The organism is Streptomyces sp. NBC_01515 (genome assembly GCF_045040345.1).
Lineage (GTDB): Bacteria > Actinomycetota > Actinomycetes > Streptomycetales > Streptomycetaceae > Streptomyces.
Map to the genome: position 1 here is coordinate 5139755 of NZ_CP109416.1, position 17253 is coordinate 5157007.

Consider the following 17253-nt stretch of genomic DNA (forward strand, 5'->3'; position numbering starts at 1 on the left):
CGGGCCGTCGCGTCGGGGGGCAGACGGACCGGCGGTGAGGCCACCACTTCCGAGATCTAGAGTGGCGGCTCCAACGGCCCATCCGGTCACCCCCGGGGGAGTGACCGGATGGGCCCGCGACAGTTCGAAAGCGATCTCCAACGAGGGGCAGCACGATGAGCGACATCACGAACGACGACGGCACGGTCACGCCCGACAACACCCACATCACCGACGCCAAGCTGACCGGCGGCCTCAAGCCGCTCAACACGCACATCACGGACGTCGAGAGCGTCGTGGCCGCGGACGACGACGGCACGGCCACACCGGACAACACGCACATCACGTCCGACCCCAGCTAGACCTTCTCCCAGCACGGGGGATCGGCCGCGACGGCCCAGGGGGAGCCGTCGCGGCCGATGTGCGTCCGGGGGCGGGCGGGGTCGCGCGCCGGGCCGGCCGTACCGCAGGACGACCAGGACGACAGGGGCCGCTCACAGCCCCCGCAGCTCCCCCTTGACCACCTTCCCGCTCGCGTTCCGAGGCAGCTCGCCCACGAACTCCACCACCCGCGGCACCTTGTAGTTCGCCATCTCCCGTCGCGCCCAGGCGATCAGGTCGTCGCCGGTCAGCGTCACGCGCGGGCGCCGTACGACGTATGCCTTGCCGACCTCGCCCAGCCGCGCGTCCGGTACGCCGATCACCGCCACGTCGGCCACGTCGGGATGGATGCCGAGGAGCTGTTCTATCTCCGCCGGGTACGCGTTGAAGCCGCCGACGATGAACATGTCCTTGATCCGGTCGGTGATCCGGAGATTGCCCGCGTCGTCCAGGACGCCGACGTCACCGGTGCGCAGCCAGCCGTCCTCCCCCAGCACCTCCGCCGTGGCCGCCGCGTCCTCGTAGTAGCCCCGCATGACGTTGAAGCCGCGGACCAGCACCTCGCCCGGGGAACCGGGAGGCGCCTCCACCCGCACCTCGGTCCCCGGAATCGCGCGCCCCGATGTCGACGCGATGACCGCCGGATCGTCCCCGCGCCGGCACATCGTCACGATGCCGCTGGCCTCCGAGAGGCCGTACGCCGTCAGCACCGTCCCCACGCCCAGCTCGCCCCGCAACCGTTCCACCAGCCGCAACGGCACCACCGCCGCGCCCGTGACCACCAGCCGCAGCGCCGAGAGGTCGTGCGCGTCCCGGGCCGGGTGGTCGAGGAGGGACTGGTGGAGGGTGGGCGGGCCCGGCAACACCGACACCCGTTCCGCCGCGATGTTCGCGAGCACCGTGTCGACGTTGAACACCGACTGCGGGATCATCGTCGCGCCCCGCATCAGACAGGCGATCACGCCCGCCTTGTAGCCGAAGGTGTGGAAGAAGGGGTTCACGATGAGGTAGCGGTCGCCCTGTCTCAGCCCCGCCAGGTCGCTCCAGATCTCGTATCCCCGCAGCGTCTGCGCGTGCGTGATCACCGCACCCTTCGGCCGGCCGGTCGTACCGGACGTGAAGATGATGTCCGAGACCGTCGAACCGTCCAACTCCCGCTCCCGTTCCCGTACTTCCGCCGCGCCCACCCCCTCCCCGCCCGCCAGGAAGTCCTTCCAGGTACGGAAGTCGGCGGGCGCGTCATCGGCCAGCACCACCACCTGCTCCAGCGCCGGAAGTCCGGGCAGCGGACCGTCCCCGGCCCCCTCCCCCGCCGCGCGCCGCAGCGACGCCACGTACGACGTCCCCAGGAACGTCCCGGTCACGAACAGCAACCGCGCCCCGCTGCTGCGCAGCACATACGCGGCCTCGCTCCCCTTGAACCGCGTGTTCAGCGGCACCAGCACCGCGCCCGCCGACACCGCGCCCAGCGCCGAGACGATCCAGTCCGTCGAGTTCGGCGCCCAGATGCCGACCCGGTCGCCGACCTCGACCCCGGCGGCGATGCAGGCGGCCGCCGCCCGCTCCACCCGGGCGCCCAGTTCGGCGTACGAGATCCGGGTCCGGCCCTCCACCACCGCCTCGGCGTCCGCGTACCGTTCCGCGGCCGAGCGCACCAGGCCCGGGACGGTGTCCCACTCCACGTTTCCGCGCATGAACGGCCTCCCCACACCCACTAGCTGACTACCCGTCAGATTAGCTGTAGCCTGACGCCCTGTCAGCAGCCCCGGTGTCACGCGGAGGTGCACAGAACATGGCCGGACAGCGCATGGCCGGACTGAAGGACGCGACCGCGATCGTCGGCATCGGACAGACCTCCTTCGCGAAGCAACTCCCCGAGGACGAGCGGACCTTGGCGTGTCGTGCCGTACTCGCCGCCCTCGACGACGCGGGCATCGCCCCGGGCGAGGTCGACGCCCTCGCCTCCTACACGATGGAGGAGACGGACGAGGTCGAGCTGGCGAAGGCGGTCGGCTTCGGGGACCTGACCTTCTTCAGCAAGGTGGGATACGGGGGCGGGGGTTCATGTGCGACCGTCGCCCATCTCGCCACCGCCATCGCCGCCGGGCAGGCCACCGTGGGCGTCGCCTGGCGGTCCCGGAAGCGCGGCAGCGGGGCGAGACCGTGGACCAACACGACCCGCCAACTCCCCACCCCCGCCCAGTGGACCCGCCCCTTCGGCCTCCTCCGCCCGGCCGACGAGATAGCGATGCTCACCCGGCGCTACATGTACGAGTACGGCGCCACCCGGGATCACCTGTTCAACGTCGCCCTCGCCTGCCGGAACAGGGCCAACCAGAACCCGGCCGCGATCATGTACGACCGGCCCCTCACCCGCGAGATGTACATGACCTCCCGCTGGATCAGCGAACCCCTCTGCCTCTTCGACAACTGCCTTGAGACGGACGGGGCGTTGGCCTGCGTGGTCGTCTCCCGCGAACGCGCCCGCGACTGCCGGCGCACCCCCGTGTACGTCCACTCCGCCGCGCAGGGCCTCCCCGCCCAGCACCACGGCATGGTCAACTACTGGAACGACGACCCGCTCACCGGCCCCGCCTGGACCGCCGCCCGACACCTGTGGAAACACGCCGACTTCACCCCGCAGGACGTCGATGTCGCCCAGATCTACGACGCGTTCACCGCCCTCGTCCCGCTCTCCCTGGAGGGCTACGGCTTCTGCGGGCGCGGCGAAGGCGGCGCCTTCACGGAGGGGGGCGCTCTGGAGATCGGCGGCCAACTCCCCCTGAACACCGGCGGCGGCGGCCTCTCCGAGGCGTACGTCCACGGCTTCAACCTGATCAACGAGGGCGTACGGCAGTTGCGCGGCACCAGCACCGCTCAGGTCCCGGACGCCGCCACCTGCCTGGTGACGGCGGGCGAGGGCGTCCCCACCTCCGCCCTGCTGCTCACGAAGTGAAATGAGGAGTCGACCGCCATGCTCACTCCGTTCACCGACACCGACGGCGCCCCCTTCTGGCAGTACGCCCGCGCGGGCGAACTCCGCGTCCAGACCTGCGCCGACTGCGCCGAGCCCCGCTTCCCGCCCCGCCCCTGCTGCCCCCACTGCCAGTCCTTCGCGAGCGAGTGGCGGCGGGTGAGCGGGCGGGGGAAGGTGTGGTCGTACGTCTTCCCGCATCCGCCTCTTCTCCCCGACTACGCGGCCGTCGCGCCCTACAACGTGATCGTCGTCGAGCTGGTCGACGCCCCGCGGATCCGGCTGGTCGGCAACCTCGTCAGCGAGGCCGGGGCCGCGATCAACTCCCTTGCGCCGGGCCGGATTCGGATCGGGGCGCGGGTGCAGGTCGTGTTCGACGCGGACGGGCTCCCGCAGTGGGTTCTGGAGCGGTCATGACGCTCGGCATCTCCGTCGACAAGGCCACCGGCGTCGCGGTCGTCACCCTCGACCGGCCGCGCAAGCTCAACGCCATCGACCTCACCACGGCCGCCGAACTGGCCGCAGTGTGGCGGGAGTTGCGGTTCGACGACTCCGTACGGGCCGTCGCCCTCACCGGCGCCGGGGAGCGCGCCTTCTGCACCGGGCTCGACCGGGACGCGGTGGTCCCGCAGCCCGACTCGCCCTATATGCAGGACGATCCGCTGCTGCACATCGGCCCGAAGGCCAACGACCTGTGGAAGCCGGTGATCTCCGCCGTGCGCGGGATGGCCTGCGGCGGGGCGTTCTACCTGCTGGGCGAGAGCGAGTTCGTCATCGCCGACCCGACCGCCGTGTTCTTCGACCCGCACACCACGTACGGCATGGTCAGCGCCTACGAGTCGGTGCTGATGGCGCACCGGATGCCGTACGGCGAGGTCGCGCGGATGATGCTCATGGGGACGGCGGAACGGATCTCCGCGCGGCGGGCGTACGAGCTCGGGCTGGTCTCCGAACTCACCGAACCCGGGCGGGCGTTGGAGGCGGCCGTGGCCTGCGCGACCGTCATCGCCGGGTATCCGACCGAGGGGGTCCAGGGGACGGTGCGGGCGTTGTGGGCGGCGAAGGAGGCGGCGCGGGCGCAGGCGTATGCGCAGGCGCCGCCGCTGATCGCCCTCGGCAATCTCCCGACCGAACGGCAGGCGGAGTTGTTCGCCGACCGGAAGAACGGCGGCTTCCGGACCCGGTGAGCGGCACTGAGGGGCGTCACCGATCGGCCGTGGCCCGTGGATCGACCTCGCAGTGATCGAGCCGGTCCAGGGCCCCTGTACTGGCGGCGGCCATCCGGAGGGTCGCCTTGCCGTTCGCGGGCACCGACACCTGGCTGCCGGCGTCGGCCAGGGTGAACCCGGTCCTGTCCTTGTACGCGACCTTCACGGTGAAGAGCGCCTCGCGCCCGTTCGGGTTCCTGACCTCGACAGTCGTGTACGGGTCGGCAACGCTCGCGCACCGCTTGAGCACCGCGGTGCCGTCCTTCAGAGGCCGGGCGGTGGCGGACGAGGTCGCCGTGGGGGTGGAACGGTAGGTGGGCCGCGAACGGTGCGTCGAGCCGTTCGTCGTACCGCCCGACGATGTCGACGTGTCGTGGTCCTGGCTGGAGCTGCTGCACCCGCCCCCGCCCTCGCTGCTCCCGTGACGGCTGTGGCTGTGGTGCCGTCCCGTGGAGAAGCCGGTGAGGGTGAGTACCGTCAGTGCCAGTACCGCCGTGAATCTGAGCGTGCGCCCCCGCGTGTGCATCCGATCATGGTACCCACCTGGGTCAACTGGCACCGCTCACGCGGTCCTTGCGGTGCCCGTGCCCTTCTCCGCGTCGAGGGCGTACACGCAGCGGTCCTTGCTGCACGCGTACACGACGCCGTCCCTGACCACCGGTGCGCCGGTGATCTCGCCGCCGGTGGCGAGCTTCCAGCGGAGGCGGCCGTCGTCGGACTTGAGGGTGTAGAGGAGGTGGTCGGTGGAGCCGAAGTGGATACGGCCCTCGGCGACCGCGGGGGTGCCCACGATGTCGCCGCCCGCCTGGAAGCGCCACTTGGGTGTACCGGTGACCGCGTCGAGCGTGTAGAGCCCTTTTCCGCTGCCGACGTGGACGTGGCCGGCGGCGACGAGGACCGGTTCGATCGACGCCCGCGACTCGGTCGCGATGCGCCAGCGGTCGCGGCCGTCGGCGGCGTCGAGGGCGTAGACCGTGCCGAGGTAGTCGGCGAGGTAGATGCCGCCGCCCGTGACCGCGGGGCCGGGGGCGAAGGTGGGCGGACAGAGGAAGACGGCCGGGGCCTCGAAGTGCCAGCGGACCCGGCCGCTCGCCACCTCGACGGAGAGGACGCGGGTGCCTGCGGCGACGTAGACCTGACCGTCGGGGGCGGGGGTGATCCGTACGGGTACACCGCCGCAGGAGGCCGCGTCGCCGATCGGGTACGCCCAGCGCTCGTCGCCCGTCCGGGCGTCCAGGGCGCGGAGGCAGGCGTCCTGCCAGACGTAGACGGTGCCGTCGTGCACGGCCGGGCCCGCCTCCGGGGACTCGAAGTCGGTCTGCGCGCCGGTCAGCTGCCACAGCTTCTGTCCGGTGGACGCCTCCCAGGCCTGCACCCCGCCGCCGCGTGTGCCGGTGACGACGGTGCCGCGCTCGGCCTTGAGGGAGTACACCCAGGCGTCGGTGGACAGCCGCCACAGGTCGCCGCCCTCGCGGGCGTCCAGGGCGAAGAGGGTGGGGCCGTCCGAGGCGTGGATACGGCCGTCCGCGACCGCCATCGACCAGGCGACGTCCCGGGTCTTGAAGGAGCGGCGGCCGGTCTGCACGTCCAGGGCGTGCACCTCGAAGGAGGTGACGTAGACGAGGTCGCCGGCGACGGTCGGGGTGCCCCAGACGTCGTTCGACATGCGGAACCGCCAGGGGCGCCAGCCGGCGGCCGTTTCCGGGGGCAGCGCGGGGGGCGGGGGTACGGCGGCGGGGTCGGCGCCGTTGACGCCGGGGCGGGGCCGGGACCAGGAGGCGACCAGGCCGGCCTCCGGAGGGGGTGCCTTCACGGCGGCGGCGCGGGCGTCGGCGACACGGGGACCGGGGCCGATGGGGACCGGGGCGCCGGCCAGGCGTACGGGCCCGGTGTCGGGGGCGCCGACCGGGACGGGCACGACGGGGTCGTGGGAGGGCGGGGGCGGTACGGCGGCGCGCCCGCCACCACCGCTGCGCCCGGCGGTGGGCGTCGGTTTCACGGGCGGGCGACCGCCGCGCCGGGTCTCGATCAGGGTCACCGCGCGCTCGGGCAGCCAGGCCGAGGCCGTACCGCTGTCGTCGGAGCCGGAGCCGAAGAGGTGCGGGGCGAGCTGGGCCTGCAGGTCGGCCGGGTTGGGCCGGCCGGTGGCCTCCATCTGCATGCAGGACTCGATGAGGGGGCGCAGCTCGTCCGGGAGTCCCTGGAGGTCGGGACCCTCGCGCAGCAGCATGAAGACGGTCTCGACGGGGTTGGCGCCGTGGAACGGGGGATGTCCGGTGGCGGCGAAGACGAGCATCGAGCCGAGCGAGAACACGTCGCTCGCGCCGGTGACGCTGCGGGAGTCCTTCGCCTGCTCGGGAGACATGTAGGCCGGGGTACCCACGGCCACATTCGTCATCGTCAAACGTGTGTTCGACACACCGGAGGCGATACCGAAGTCGATGACGCGCGGCCCGTCCTCGACGACGAGCACGTTGGACGGTTTGAGGTCACGGTGAACGAGACCCGCGCCGTGAATGGACTGGAGCGCCTCCGCGACCCCCGCCGCGAGCCAGCGCACCGCCTGGGCCGGCATCGGCCCGCACTCGTTCACTATCTCTTCGAGGGAGGGCGCGGGCACGTACGCGGTGGCCAGCCAGGGCACGGCGGCCCGCGGATCGGCGTCGACCACGGCGGCCGTGTAGAACCCGGAGACCGCCCGCGCCGCCTCGACCTCGCGCGTGAAGCGGACCCGGAAGAGCTGGTCCTCGGCGAGTTCCGTCCGCACGGTCTTGATCGCCACCCGCCGGCCGGACGCCGAGCGCGCGAGATAGACCAGCCCCATGCCGCCCGCGCCCAGCCGTCCCAGCACCTCGAACGGCCCGATCCGCCGCGGATCGTGCTGCGTCAGCTGATCCACCACTTGCCTGCCACCTCCCCGTACGGGCCACGCCACCCACATATGTACGCGACCCCGTGCAGCGTCTCACCACCGCACCGCCATGGCGGCACGCACCCTGATTCTTCCTGGCCGGGCCACAGGTTGCGAACCCGGCGACTAATCGGGGTGTCTCGCCATATCTCCGGACAAACATCCAGGTGTCAGCGTTGCGGTCAGCGTTGCAGCAGTGCGAACGACGCCCCTTGATTGTCCGTGACGACCGCCACTTTCCCGTACGACGTCTCGAAGAGCGGAACCTGAACCCGCCCCCCGAGCCGGTGCACGGCCCCCAGCACGGCCTCGATGTCCTCGACCCGGAAGTGCACGAGGAAATGCGGCGGCATCTCCACCGGGAAGACGTCGGAGACGGGAGCGCGCCCGAAATCAGGGGCGGCGTCCGGTCCGAACAAGGCAGCTGTGAAAAGTCCGCCGTAGAAAGTGTTCGCGGCCTCCGTGTCGCGGGTGTACAGCTCGGCCCAGCCGAAGGTGCCCGCCTTGTGCCGGGTGCCGAAACCGGAATGGCGGGCGGCCTGCCACAGCCCGAAGACGGCCCCCTCCGGGTCGGCGGCGAGGACGGCGGTGCCCAGCTCCCCCAAGGAAACCGGCGCCATCACGACCTGCCCGCCGGCCTCCCGGATGCGCCCGCTCAGCCGCACCACGTCCGGTGTCGCGAAGTACACCGTCCACACGGTCGGCATCCGCCCGTCCGCCTTGTGGGCGAGCGCCGCGACGGCCTCGCCGTCCTTGCGGGCCCATACGGAGCCGCCGTACGCCTCCTCGAAGGTCCACCCGAAGAGCTCGCCGTAGAACCGCCTGCCCGCGGCCAGGTCCGGCAGCTGCGCGTCCAGCCAGCAGGGGACGCCCTCTCCGTAGGTCTTTTCCTTCGCGGATGCCCTGTTTTCGGCCATACCGTCAAAGTAACGGCGCCGCACGCACCCCGCAGACCAGGCACACCACCCTCTCGACCCCCGTGCACCCCATTTGCAGTCGGCCGAATCGCGCTCCGATCACCCCTCGGTAAGCTGACGGCATGACAGGACAAGTGCGTACCGTCGACGGCCGCGTGGCCGGCCGGCGTGGGCAGGCGACCCGGCAGAAGCTGCTCGACTGCCTAAGCGAGATGCTCAGCTCCTCCCCTTACCGGGACGTCAAAGTCATCGATGTCGCCCGGAAGGCGGGGACTTCACCCGCGACCTTCTACCAGTACTTCCCGGACGTCGAAGGCGCCGTCCTGGAGATCGCCGAGCAAATGGCCACGGAGGGCGGTCAGTTGACCGAACTGCTGGCCGGCCGGTCATGGGTCGGCAAGGCGGGTTGGCAGACCTCCCAGGAACTCGTGGACGGTTTCCTGGAGTTCTGGCGCAGGAACGACGCGATCCTCAGGGTCGTCGACCTCGGAGCCGCCGAGGGAGACAAACGGTTCTACAAGATCCGGATGAAGATCCTGAACTCCGTGAACAACTCCCTCTCGGACGCGGTGGCCGAGTTGCAGGCCAAGGGCAGGGTCGACAAGGACGTGAACCCGGCGGCGATGGCCGGTTCACTGGTCGCGATGCTCGCGGCCGTCGCCTCGCACCAGAAGGGTTTCCAGACGTGGGGCGTCAAGCAGGCTGAACTCAAGCCGAACCTGGCGCTGTTGGTCCACCTGGGCGTGACCGGCAAGAAGCCGACGAAGTAGGAGCTGTTCCTGCTTCCAGGTCCCAAGTCCTGTCTCGTGGGCGGTGGTTCACTCCGGTGGACCACCGCCTGCCCTGCGTCTACGACGAGTTCACCGCCGCACGACCCGGAACAGCCGGATCTCCCGCTCCACCCGCTTCTGGTACGTGGCGTACGGCGGCCAGAACGCCAGCGCGGTCTTCCACACCTCCGCCCGCTCCTCGCCCTCCAACAGCCGTGCGGTGACCGGGATTTCCTGCCCCTTCCAGCTGATCTCGGCGTCGGGACAGGCAATGAGATTGTGCGTCCAGGCGGGATGACCGGCACGTCCGAAGTTGGACCCGACGAGCACCCAGCCGCCCTCCTCCGGCATACAGGCGAGGGGACTGCGCCGCGCCTGCCCGCTCCGCGCCCCGGTGGAGGTCAGGATCACCCCCGGCAGCATCTGGGCGCTGAGCAGCACCTTCCCGCGCGTGAGCCGGTGCACGGTCCGGTCCATGGCGGGGATGACATGCGGGGCGATCCGCGCGAACGCCCGGGTCGACGACACCTTCTGCACCGCACGCACACCGATCACACCGTCACCTCGCGGTTCTCGAAAAGGTGCGCGCCCTCGGCGGCGTACGCCCGCAGCCGGTGCACCGGCCCGAACAGCAGCTCGTCACCGGCGGCACGCTTGAAGTAGAGATGGGCGTCGTGCTCCCAGGTGAACCCGATCCCGCCGTGCAGCTGAATCCCCTCGGCGGCAGCGATCCTGAGGGCCTCCAACGCCTGGGCGAGCGCGAGCCCACCGACCCGCTCCTCCTGGCCGATCGCCCAAGCGGCGTAGTAGGCAGCCGACTTGGCCGCCTGCACCTGCACGTACACATCGGCCAACCGGTGCTTCACCGCCTGGAACGACCCGATGGCCCGCCCGAACTGCTCACGCTGCCCGACGTATTGGACGGTCCGCTCCAACGCCCGGTCGGCGGCCCCGACGGCTTCGGCGGCGAGGACGGCGGCGACGGTGTCGCCCGCGGCGGAAAGCTCCCGTAGGACGTGCGGACCGTCGTCGTCACCGAGCAACTCGGCTTCGACATCCCGTAGTTCGATCCGAGCCTGGGGCCGGGTCGCGTCGAGGGAGGTCTGCCGTACGCGCACGAGCCCGTCCGCGTCCCCCGCCACCAGGAACAGCAGTGTCCGCGACCGGGCGAAGCCCCCCGCATGGGCGGCGACGAGCAGCAACTCCGCGCTGTGCCCGTCGAGAACCTGCGCGACCTGCCCGTACAACCGCCACCCGGAGTCTCCGGCCTGCCGGGCCTGCACCCCGCCCGCGCGCCCGCCCCCGGCCCACTCGCCGCCGTTGGGGCCGGTGAGGGTGAGGGCGGTGGTGAGGGCGGTGCCGGGTACGGCGAGGGCGGCGGTCAGGGAGCCGGCGGCGATGCGGGGCAGCAGGCGGGCGCGCTGGGCCTCGGTGCCGAGGGCGAGGACGAGGGGTGCGGCGAGCACGGCGGTGGCGAGGAGCGGGGAGGGGGCCAGGAAACGGCCCGTCTCCTCTGCCGCGAGGGCGAGTTCGGTCGCCGTGCAGCCGACACCGCCGTAGGCCTCGGGGAGGGCGAGTCCGGGCAGGCCCAGTTGCCGGGCGAGGGCGGTCCACAGGGCGGGGTCGTGTCCGGCGGGGGTGTCGACGGCGGTGCGCAACTCCTGGGAACCGCACCGTTTTTGGAGCAGTTCGCGGAGGGTACGGCGGATCTCGTCCTGCTCGGCGGTGAAGCTGGCGTCCATGGCACTTCCCTCCAGATCTGACGGTCCGTCATATTAGGAGTCCGGGCACGATATGCACAGAGGGAGGAGCGCCTCATGACACCGGGGAGCCGCAAGGTCGCCGTGGTGGGCGTCGCCCTGTCCGACTGCGGACGCGTCGACGACACGACCCCCTACGCCCTGCACGCCCAGGCGGCCCGCCGCGCGCTGGCGGACGCGGGCCTGGGCAGAGAGGTGGTGGACGGCTTCGCGTCGGCGGGCCTGGGCACCCTGGCCCCGGTGGAGGTGGCCGAATACCTGGGCCTGCGCCCGACGTGGGTCGACTCCACCTCGGTAGGCGGTTCGACGTGGGAGGTGATGGCGGCCCACGCGGCGGACGCGATAGCGGCGGGCCACGCGAACGCCGTCCTACTGGTCTACGGCTCGACAGCCCGAGCCGACATCAAGGCGGGCCGCCGCACCGGCAACCTCTCCTTCGGCGCGCGGGGCCCCCTCCAGTTCGAGGTCCCCTACGGCCACACGCTGATCGCCAAGTACGCGATGGCCGCGCGCCGCCACATGCTCGAATACGGCACGACCATCGAGCAGTTGGCGGAGGTGGCGGTACAGGCCCGCGCGAACGCCGCCCTGAACCCCGAGGCGATGTTCCGCGACCCGATCACCGTGGACGACGTCCTCTCCGGCCCGATGATCGCCGACCCCTTCACCAAACTGCACTGTTGCATACGGTCCGACGGCGGGGCGGCGATCCTGCTGGCAGCCGAGGAGTACGTACGGGACTGCCGTACGGCACCGGTGTGGGTGCTCGGCACCGGGGAGCACGTCTCGCACGCGGCGATGTCCGAGTGGCCCGACTTCACGGTGTCACCGGCGGCGGTGAGCGGGCGGCTGGCCTTCGAACGGGCGGGAGTTGGGGCATCGGAGATCGACTTCGCGGAGATCTACGACGCGTTCACCTACATGACATTGGTGACGCTGGAGGATCTGGGTTTCTGCGCGAAGGGCGAGGGGGGTGCCTTCGTGGAGAAGGGGCGGCTGCGGGTGACCGGCGGGGAGTTGCCCGTGAACACGGATGGCGGCGGACTGTCGGCCCAACACCCCGGGATGCGGGGGCTGTTCCTGCTGGTGGAGGCGGTGCGGCAGTTGCGGGGGGAGGCCGGGGCCCGTCAAGTGACGGGCGCGGACGGCGACTTGCCGCGACTCGGAGTCGCCTCCGGAACGGGCGGCTGGTTCTGCTCGTCGGGGACGGTGGTGCTGGGGCGGGACTGAGCCATCAGGGACTTCCAGGACCGGTTCCGCTTGAAGGGCAGTTCGAAGATCCGGGAGAACAGCCATGCCGTCAGCACCGAGACGGGCAGTCCCAGGAGAAGCGTGAAGCAGAACGTGGGCATTCCGGGCGCGACGAAATGCGGGGCCACTCGGCGGATGACGACCAGGACGATCGGCAGGTGGATCAGGTAGAGGCTGTAGGAGGCATCGCCGAGAACCTGAAGGGGCCGGGCGGTCAACAACCGTACGAGAAAGGCGGGTTGGCCGGTGGCGACGGCGGCGATCAGCATCGTCATGGCGGGAGCGATGGCGAGATCGATCCAGAAGTAGTGGTTCACGGTCCAGACGGAACCCTGGACGACGCCGACTGCCCCGACAGGCAGGGCGGCCAGGACGGCGAACCATCCCCACGGCAAACGCCGAACCCGCTCGGACGCGACCACGACCCCCGCACCCATCACACCCGCGACGAACACGGGGGCGAGATGCGGGGCGAGCCAGTTGTCGCCCTCGACCGGGTTCGCACCGGTGGCCAGCAGCCCGCGGACGATCACCGGGAGCGTCACGCACGCGACGGCGGCCGCCGCGCCGAACCGCCGCCGGACAAGGAGGACGAGGGGGAAGAGGAGATACAACTCGGCCTCCACCCCGATCGACCAGAACGCCCCGTTCGGGGTCGGGGCGAAGAACACATCCTGAAGGACAAGGCCGTAGACGAGAATCGACGAGCCGTCGGGGGGCCCGTAGTGCGAGGCAGGCACCACGAACAGGGAAACGACGAGGCTGATGGCCAACGCCGCCCAGTACGGCGGCAGGATGCGCCAGGCGCGTCGGCGCAGGAACTGGGTGACACCGCCGGACCGCCAGCCGTGCCGCGCCGGGGAGATGGCGAGGGAGAAGCCGGACAGCACCAGGAAGAAGACGACGGCGAGGCGGCCGAACATCAGCACGTCCAGCACCCGGGGCGCCGAACTGTTGGGGTACCCCGGGAAGGTGTACAGCCAGCAGTGGAACAGCACCACGTACAGCGCCGCCAGCCCGCGGAGGCCGTCCAGCCCCAGCACCTGCCGACGCACAGGTGCCACGCTCGCTCTCACATCCACTGAGACTGAAATCGTCCGGCCCTTCCTTCGACGCCGCCGCCCTCAGCGAGTGGTACGCGGCGCCCGGCCGAGCAGTTCAACGGGCAGGGCAAGCGGCTACCGGTCGGACCGGACGGTGACGACGGCCTTGTCGTTGGCGGAGTCCGGGTCCCGATCGCCGACGTACCAGTCACGGACTGGAGCCTTGTCCTGGAGGGTCAGGGTGCCTTCGCCCCCGTCGCCGAGGAGCATCGTGAACGTGAGGGTCTGGGTCCTGCCGGGCTTCAGGGCGTTGATGTCGCAGGTGTAGGCGTAGGCGCCGCGCTCGCAGTAGGGCTCGTAGGCGCCGTCGTCGTACTCGCGCATGGGCTGCTTCACCATGGTCGTGCCGAGCGGCGGGCCGAACACGAGCTGTTCCGTGGCGCCGGCGTCGGCGGGGCCGTTGTTGCGGACGGTGAGCTTGAAGGTGCGTTTGGTGCCGGGGGCGCCGTACAGGTTCACGTCGGAGACGGAGTAGTCGGCGTGGGTGTCGAGCACCACGTTCGTCCAGCCGCCGCCCTTGGCGTAGGTGCCCTTCTCGGCGGCGGTGACTTCGGGACGAAGGGCCGGACCGTCACCGTGGTCCCCACCGGCTATGACACCCCCGTATTCCGGTCCCATGTCCAGCGCCCGGGCCTCGCTGTTGAAGGAGGCGTACATCCGCGCCTTGGGCGTACGGAGCCGGAGCGCGGGCCGGACGGTCACGGTCTGTCCGGGCGCGATGCGGAGGTCCGGGAACTCGCAGACCGTGATGTGGCCCTTGTAGAAGCTCGGATAACGGCAGTTGGCGTACCGCGCCTCGAACTCCAGCTGTTCGAGACCGACTTCGAGCACCAATCCCCTGACCGGCACCTCGCCGGTGTTCCGCACCACGATCGGCTCGCTCAGCACGACCCCCGGACGAACCCCGCTGATCGCCTTCGTGGCCAGTACCTCGACGACCGGCTCGCCTACGACGGCTTTCGTCCGCGCGGTGACCTTCTTGCCGCTCCGGTCCGTGTACGTGTATCGGACTTCCCCCGCGTCCCCCGGCTTGCTGCCCTTCGCCGCAACCAGGGACACCCCTCCGTCCGACCTGCTGTCGTACGCGGAACCCACCGCGCACGTCATATGTGTGGGGCTGCCCGTACAGTTCCCGCCCTTGCGCAGCACGACCGCGTTCTTCGCACCGGGCAACACGTCCACGGTGAGGGTGCGATCGGCGGACCCCTTGCCACCGGCGTGCACCTTGCCGTCATCGACGGAAAAGTGGAACGGCTCCTTGTCATGAGGACCGGACTTGTCGCCGACCGGGCGGAGGTAGAACACCTCGGGCGCGGTGATCGAGGGCGCCTTGTCGGTTGCCGCGCCGCCGCAGGATGTGAGCGCCGCGAGCAGGAAGGTGACGGCTGCCCCGGCGCCGGCCGCGCACTTCAACCGGCGGCGCACGTTCACAGTCTCCCCGCCCTCTCCTCAACGAACTTGGAGATCAACGTACCCCCTGCCTACGACTCGACGAGGACGAGATCGCGGCCCACTCCGGTACCCACGAGCCCCTCACCAGTGGACGTTGGGCCACTCGCTTCTCAGTCAGTGTCGTGCTTCCACGGCCCGAGTAAAGGGCGCTCCCTGCGGTCGCGTCGGCTACGCCGATTCCGCTGCGCTCCACCCTTGACTCGGTCCGCTCCAGCCCGTTTCAGAAGCGAGCGAGCGGCCCGGAAGGATGGGTGGCCAAGGTAGGCAGGCCCCTATCTGTACTGGGTCGCGGTCCGGCGTGGAGGGGGCGCGTTCGCGTCTCGCCAGCACGCCGCCTCGGCTCAGCGGCCAACCCCCGGCAGGTAGTTGCTGGAGGCTGGGGGTAAATCTAACCACCGTCGCGGGCTGTTACTGGTTAGAAGGGACCCGGCATGGGCGGACCCGAGTGGGTAGCTGCTAGAAGCCGGGGGTAAATCTAACCATCATCACAACCATTGAACGGTTAGAAATGAACCCAGCCTCTGGAGACCTCTAGCGACCTCTGGAGACCTCTAGAGGGGGCAGGGTCACCACGGGAGGTTTCCGGTGCGGTCGATGACGTGGCCCGTCGGGCCGTCGGGGCCGATCGTTGCGAGGGTGACGATGGGCTCTGCGCCATCGGTGACGCTATGGCCGAGGCCGCCGGTGAAGTCGGTTGCGGTCTGGCCGGGGTCTGCGGCGTTGACCTTTATGCCCTTCAGTTCCTTGGCGTACTGGGTCGTGAGCATCGTGACCGCGGCCTTCGAGGCGGAGTAGAGGGGCAGGGCGTACTGCGACTCGATCCGCGCCGGGTTCTGGGTCAGGCTGAAGGAACCCATCCCGCTGGACACGTTGACGATGACGGGGTTCGGCGATGTGCACAGCAGCGGGAGGAAGGCGTGTGTGACGCGCACGATGCCGACGACGTTCACGTCGAGTACGGCGGTCATGTCGGCCGCGGTGTAGTCGTCGACGGGGCCGACCCTGCCCAGGACGCCGGCGTTGTTGACCAGGACGTCGATCGTTCCCTCGTGCGCGGCGACATCCGCGGCCGCTGCCTGGACCGAGGCGTCGTCGGTCACGTCGATCTGGACGAACCGGGCGCCGAGCGAGGTGGCCGCTGCCTGACCGCGCTCACGGTCGCGGGCGCCGAGGAGGACGGTGTGCCCGGCCTCGACGAGGCGACGGGCGGTTTCGAGACCGAGGGACTTGTTGGCCCCGGTGATGAAGGTGGTGGTCATGCCTGCTGCTCCTTCTGGTCCGAACAGCACGGTCGTGCGCCGGCCGTTCACGACTCGACACTGAGCCCTGGGGAGCGTCGGCGGGAGCTACGGGACTTCCTGGTACGGCGCGTACCACCCGGCGGCCCGGTCGGTCCGCCGGAGGTGGCTGCTGGGTGCGCGGGCCCTCATCCCTGCGGAGACATCCTCTGGACCCCTATGGCCGCAGGCTCTGGACCCCGATGGCCGCGAGGAGTTCGAGTTTGCTGCGGGCGTCGGTGCCTGGCTGCGGCGTGTACACCACGAGGCGGAGGTTCGTGTCCTGGGTGGTGAGGATGTCGGAGTTCAGGGCGATGTCTCCGGCATCCGGGTGCTGGACGAGTTTGTGCGCGCTCTGGTGACCGCCCACCGCGCGGCGGCTCCACAACTCGCGGAACCGTGGGCTGGGGTTCAGCCTCGACACCAGCGCCGCGAGGTCGGGATCGTCGGGGTACCGGCTCGTCGTCGCGCGCAGGTCGGCGACGAGGGACTCCTCGAACGTCGCCCGCTCGGCCGCCGTCTGCCGGACCCGGGGCAGCTCGCCCAGGAACTGCCAGACCAGGACGTTGCGGTCCCCGACACCGTGGACCGTGGGATCGCCGAACGTGGCCGCGAACAGCGGATTCCAGTGCAGCAACTGCCAGGTGGCGTCGTAGATCGCCAACGGGTTGCCGGCGAGCTGGTCGACGATCCGGTACAGGCTCCCCGGGATCATGCGCGGAACCCGCGCCGGATCCGCCGCGTGACCGGCCATCCGCAAAAGGTGAGCGTGCTCGTCGTCGGACAGGTGCAGGGCACGAGCCAGTGCCGAGCAGACCTGCGCCGAGGGCGTCGCCACCCGTCCCTGCTCCAGCCGGACCACGTACTCGACCGAGATACCGGCCAGCGTCGCCAACTCGGCGCGCCGCAGACCGGGGACCCGCCGGGGCGAGCCATGCGCGAAACCCACCATCCCGGGATCCAGCCGGTCCCGCCACGTCCGCAACGCGGCACCGAGTTGATCCATGCCCACCATCCTCCCGCACACCCCGCCCCACCGAGTGGTACGCGCTGTAGCTGTACCAGGAAGTCCCGTAGCTGCCGCCGACACTCCCCCGGACTCAGTGTCGAGTCGTGAACGGCCGGCGCACGACCGCACAACCGCGCCACGGGAAGCTCGGGCCAAACCGGACTCCAGGGTCAACCAGCCACGTTCGTCACCTTCCAACGCTGGAGACCCGCGAGGCCCTCGAAAACCACCTGCACGCAGCCGCACGCTAAAAACCCGGCG

Annotated in this window: 16 protein-coding genes; 6 read left to right on the top strand and 10 right to left on the bottom strand. The window is 70.6% G+C overall.

What is annotated here, in order from left to right:
• Positions 1-155 precede the first annotated feature (155 nt).
• Positions 156-341 carry a hypothetical protein gene (locus tag OG407_RS22815; RefSeq protein WP_403588684.1) on the top strand — a complete coding sequence of 62 codons (186 nt, stop codon included), beginning with the start codon at positions 156-158 and terminating at the stop codon, positions 339-341.
• 132 nt (positions 342-473) lie between these two features.
• Here OG407_RS22815 and OG407_RS22820 read toward each other — a convergent pair whose 3' ends face one another.
• Positions 474-2054 carry a FadD3 family acyl-CoA ligase gene (locus OG407_RS22820; RefSeq protein ID WP_405860692.1) on the bottom strand — a complete coding sequence of 527 codons (1581 nt, stop codon included), beginning with the start codon at positions 2052-2054 and terminating at the stop codon, positions 474-476.
• Positions 2055-2167: 113 nt separating this feature from the next.
• On the opposite strand from OG407_RS22820, the gene OG407_RS22825 reads away from it, so the two are divergent.
• Genes OG407_RS22825 through OG407_RS22835 form a run of 3 tightly spaced genes read left to right on the top strand, consistent with a single transcriptional unit; the run spans position 2168 to position 4521 of the window.
• Entirely contained in the window at positions 2168-3316 is a 1149-nt protein-coding gene (locus tag OG407_RS22825; RefSeq protein WP_405868543.1) for a lipid-transfer protein, read from the top strand.
• Positions 3317-3334: 18 nt separating this feature from the next.
• Positions 3335-3751, top strand: coding sequence for a Zn-ribbon domain-containing OB-fold protein (locus OG407_RS22830; RefSeq protein ID WP_405860694.1), 417 nt, complete (start codon positions 3335-3337; stop codon positions 3749-3751).
• On the top strand, positions 3748-4521 hold the full coding sequence (locus OG407_RS22835) for an enoyl-CoA hydratase/isomerase family protein (RefSeq protein ID WP_405860696.1): 774 nt from the start codon (positions 3748-3750) through the stop codon (positions 4519-4521). The genes OG407_RS22830 and OG407_RS22835 overlap by 4 nt, the downstream gene beginning before the upstream one ends.
• Positions 4522-4537: 16 nt before the next feature.
• Here the strand turns inward: OG407_RS22835 and OG407_RS22840 are convergent, their stop codons facing one another.
• The 3 genes from OG407_RS22840 to OG407_RS22850 form a co-directional block, all read right to left on the bottom strand.
• A complete protein-coding gene (locus OG407_RS22840) occupies positions 4538-5068 on the bottom strand; it encodes a hypothetical protein (protein WP_405860698.1) in 531 nt (176 codons plus the stop codon).
• A 36-nt stretch (positions 5069-5104) separates the two neighbouring features.
• Positions 5105-7444 (bottom strand): PQQ-binding-like beta-propeller repeat protein, encoded by a 2340-nt coding sequence (locus tag OG407_RS22845; protein WP_405860700.1) that lies wholly within the window; start codon positions 7442-7444, stop codon positions 5105-5107.
• Positions 7445-7635: 191 nt separating this feature from the next.
• Positions 7636-8370, bottom strand: coding sequence for a VOC family protein (locus OG407_RS22850; RefSeq protein WP_405860701.1), 735 nt, complete (start codon positions 8368-8370; stop codon positions 7636-7638).
• Positions 8371-8504: 134 nt separating this feature from the next.
• Between OG407_RS22850 and OG407_RS22855 the strand changes: the two genes are divergently transcribed.
• Complete coding sequence (locus OG407_RS22855) at positions 8505-9140, top strand: TetR family transcriptional regulator (protein ID WP_403589031.1); 636 nt, start codon at positions 8505-8507, stop codon at positions 9138-9140.
• Between the two features lie 90 nt (positions 9141-9230).
• On the opposite strand, the gene OG407_RS22860 is transcribed toward OG407_RS22855, so the two are convergent.
• Positions 9231-9695 (bottom strand): nitroreductase/quinone reductase family protein, encoded by a 465-nt coding sequence (locus OG407_RS22860; RefSeq protein WP_405860703.1) that lies wholly within the window; start codon positions 9693-9695, stop codon positions 9231-9233.
• Entirely contained in the window at positions 9692-10882 is a 1191-nt protein-coding gene (locus OG407_RS22865; protein ID WP_405860705.1) for an acyl-CoA dehydrogenase family protein, read from the bottom strand. The genes OG407_RS22860 and OG407_RS22865 overlap by 4 nt, the downstream gene beginning before the upstream one ends.
• 75 nt (positions 10883-10957) lie before the next feature.
• Between OG407_RS22865 and OG407_RS22870 the strand changes: the two genes are divergently transcribed.
• A complete protein-coding gene (locus OG407_RS22870; RefSeq protein WP_405860707.1) occupies positions 10958-12130 on the top strand; it encodes a thiolase C-terminal domain-containing protein in 1173 nt (390 codons plus the stop codon).
• On the opposite strand, the gene OG407_RS22875 is transcribed toward OG407_RS22870, so the two are convergent.
• From OG407_RS22875 to OG407_RS22890, 4 genes are all read right to left on the bottom strand, one after another.
• Entirely contained in the window at positions 12028-13215 is a 1188-nt protein-coding gene (locus OG407_RS22875; protein ID WP_405860709.1) for an acyltransferase family protein, read from the bottom strand. The two genes, OG407_RS22870 and OG407_RS22875, sit on opposite strands and share 103 nt — an antisense overlap.
• Before the next feature lie 114 nt (positions 13216-13329).
• Positions 13330-14679: a hypothetical protein gene (locus OG407_RS22880; RefSeq protein WP_405860711.1), complete on the bottom strand. Its 1350-nt coding sequence runs from the start codon at positions 14677-14679 to the stop codon at positions 13330-13332.
• A 593-nt stretch (positions 14680-15272) separates the two neighbouring features.
• Positions 15273-15965, bottom strand: coding sequence for an SDR family NAD(P)-dependent oxidoreductase (locus tag OG407_RS22885; protein ID WP_405860713.1), 693 nt, complete (start codon positions 15963-15965; stop codon positions 15273-15275).
• Positions 15966-16161: 196 nt separating this feature from the next.
• Complete coding sequence (locus OG407_RS22890) at positions 16162-16989, bottom strand: helix-turn-helix transcriptional regulator (protein WP_405860715.1); 828 nt, start codon at positions 16987-16989, stop codon at positions 16162-16164.
• Between the last annotated feature and the right edge of the window lie 264 nt (positions 16990-17253).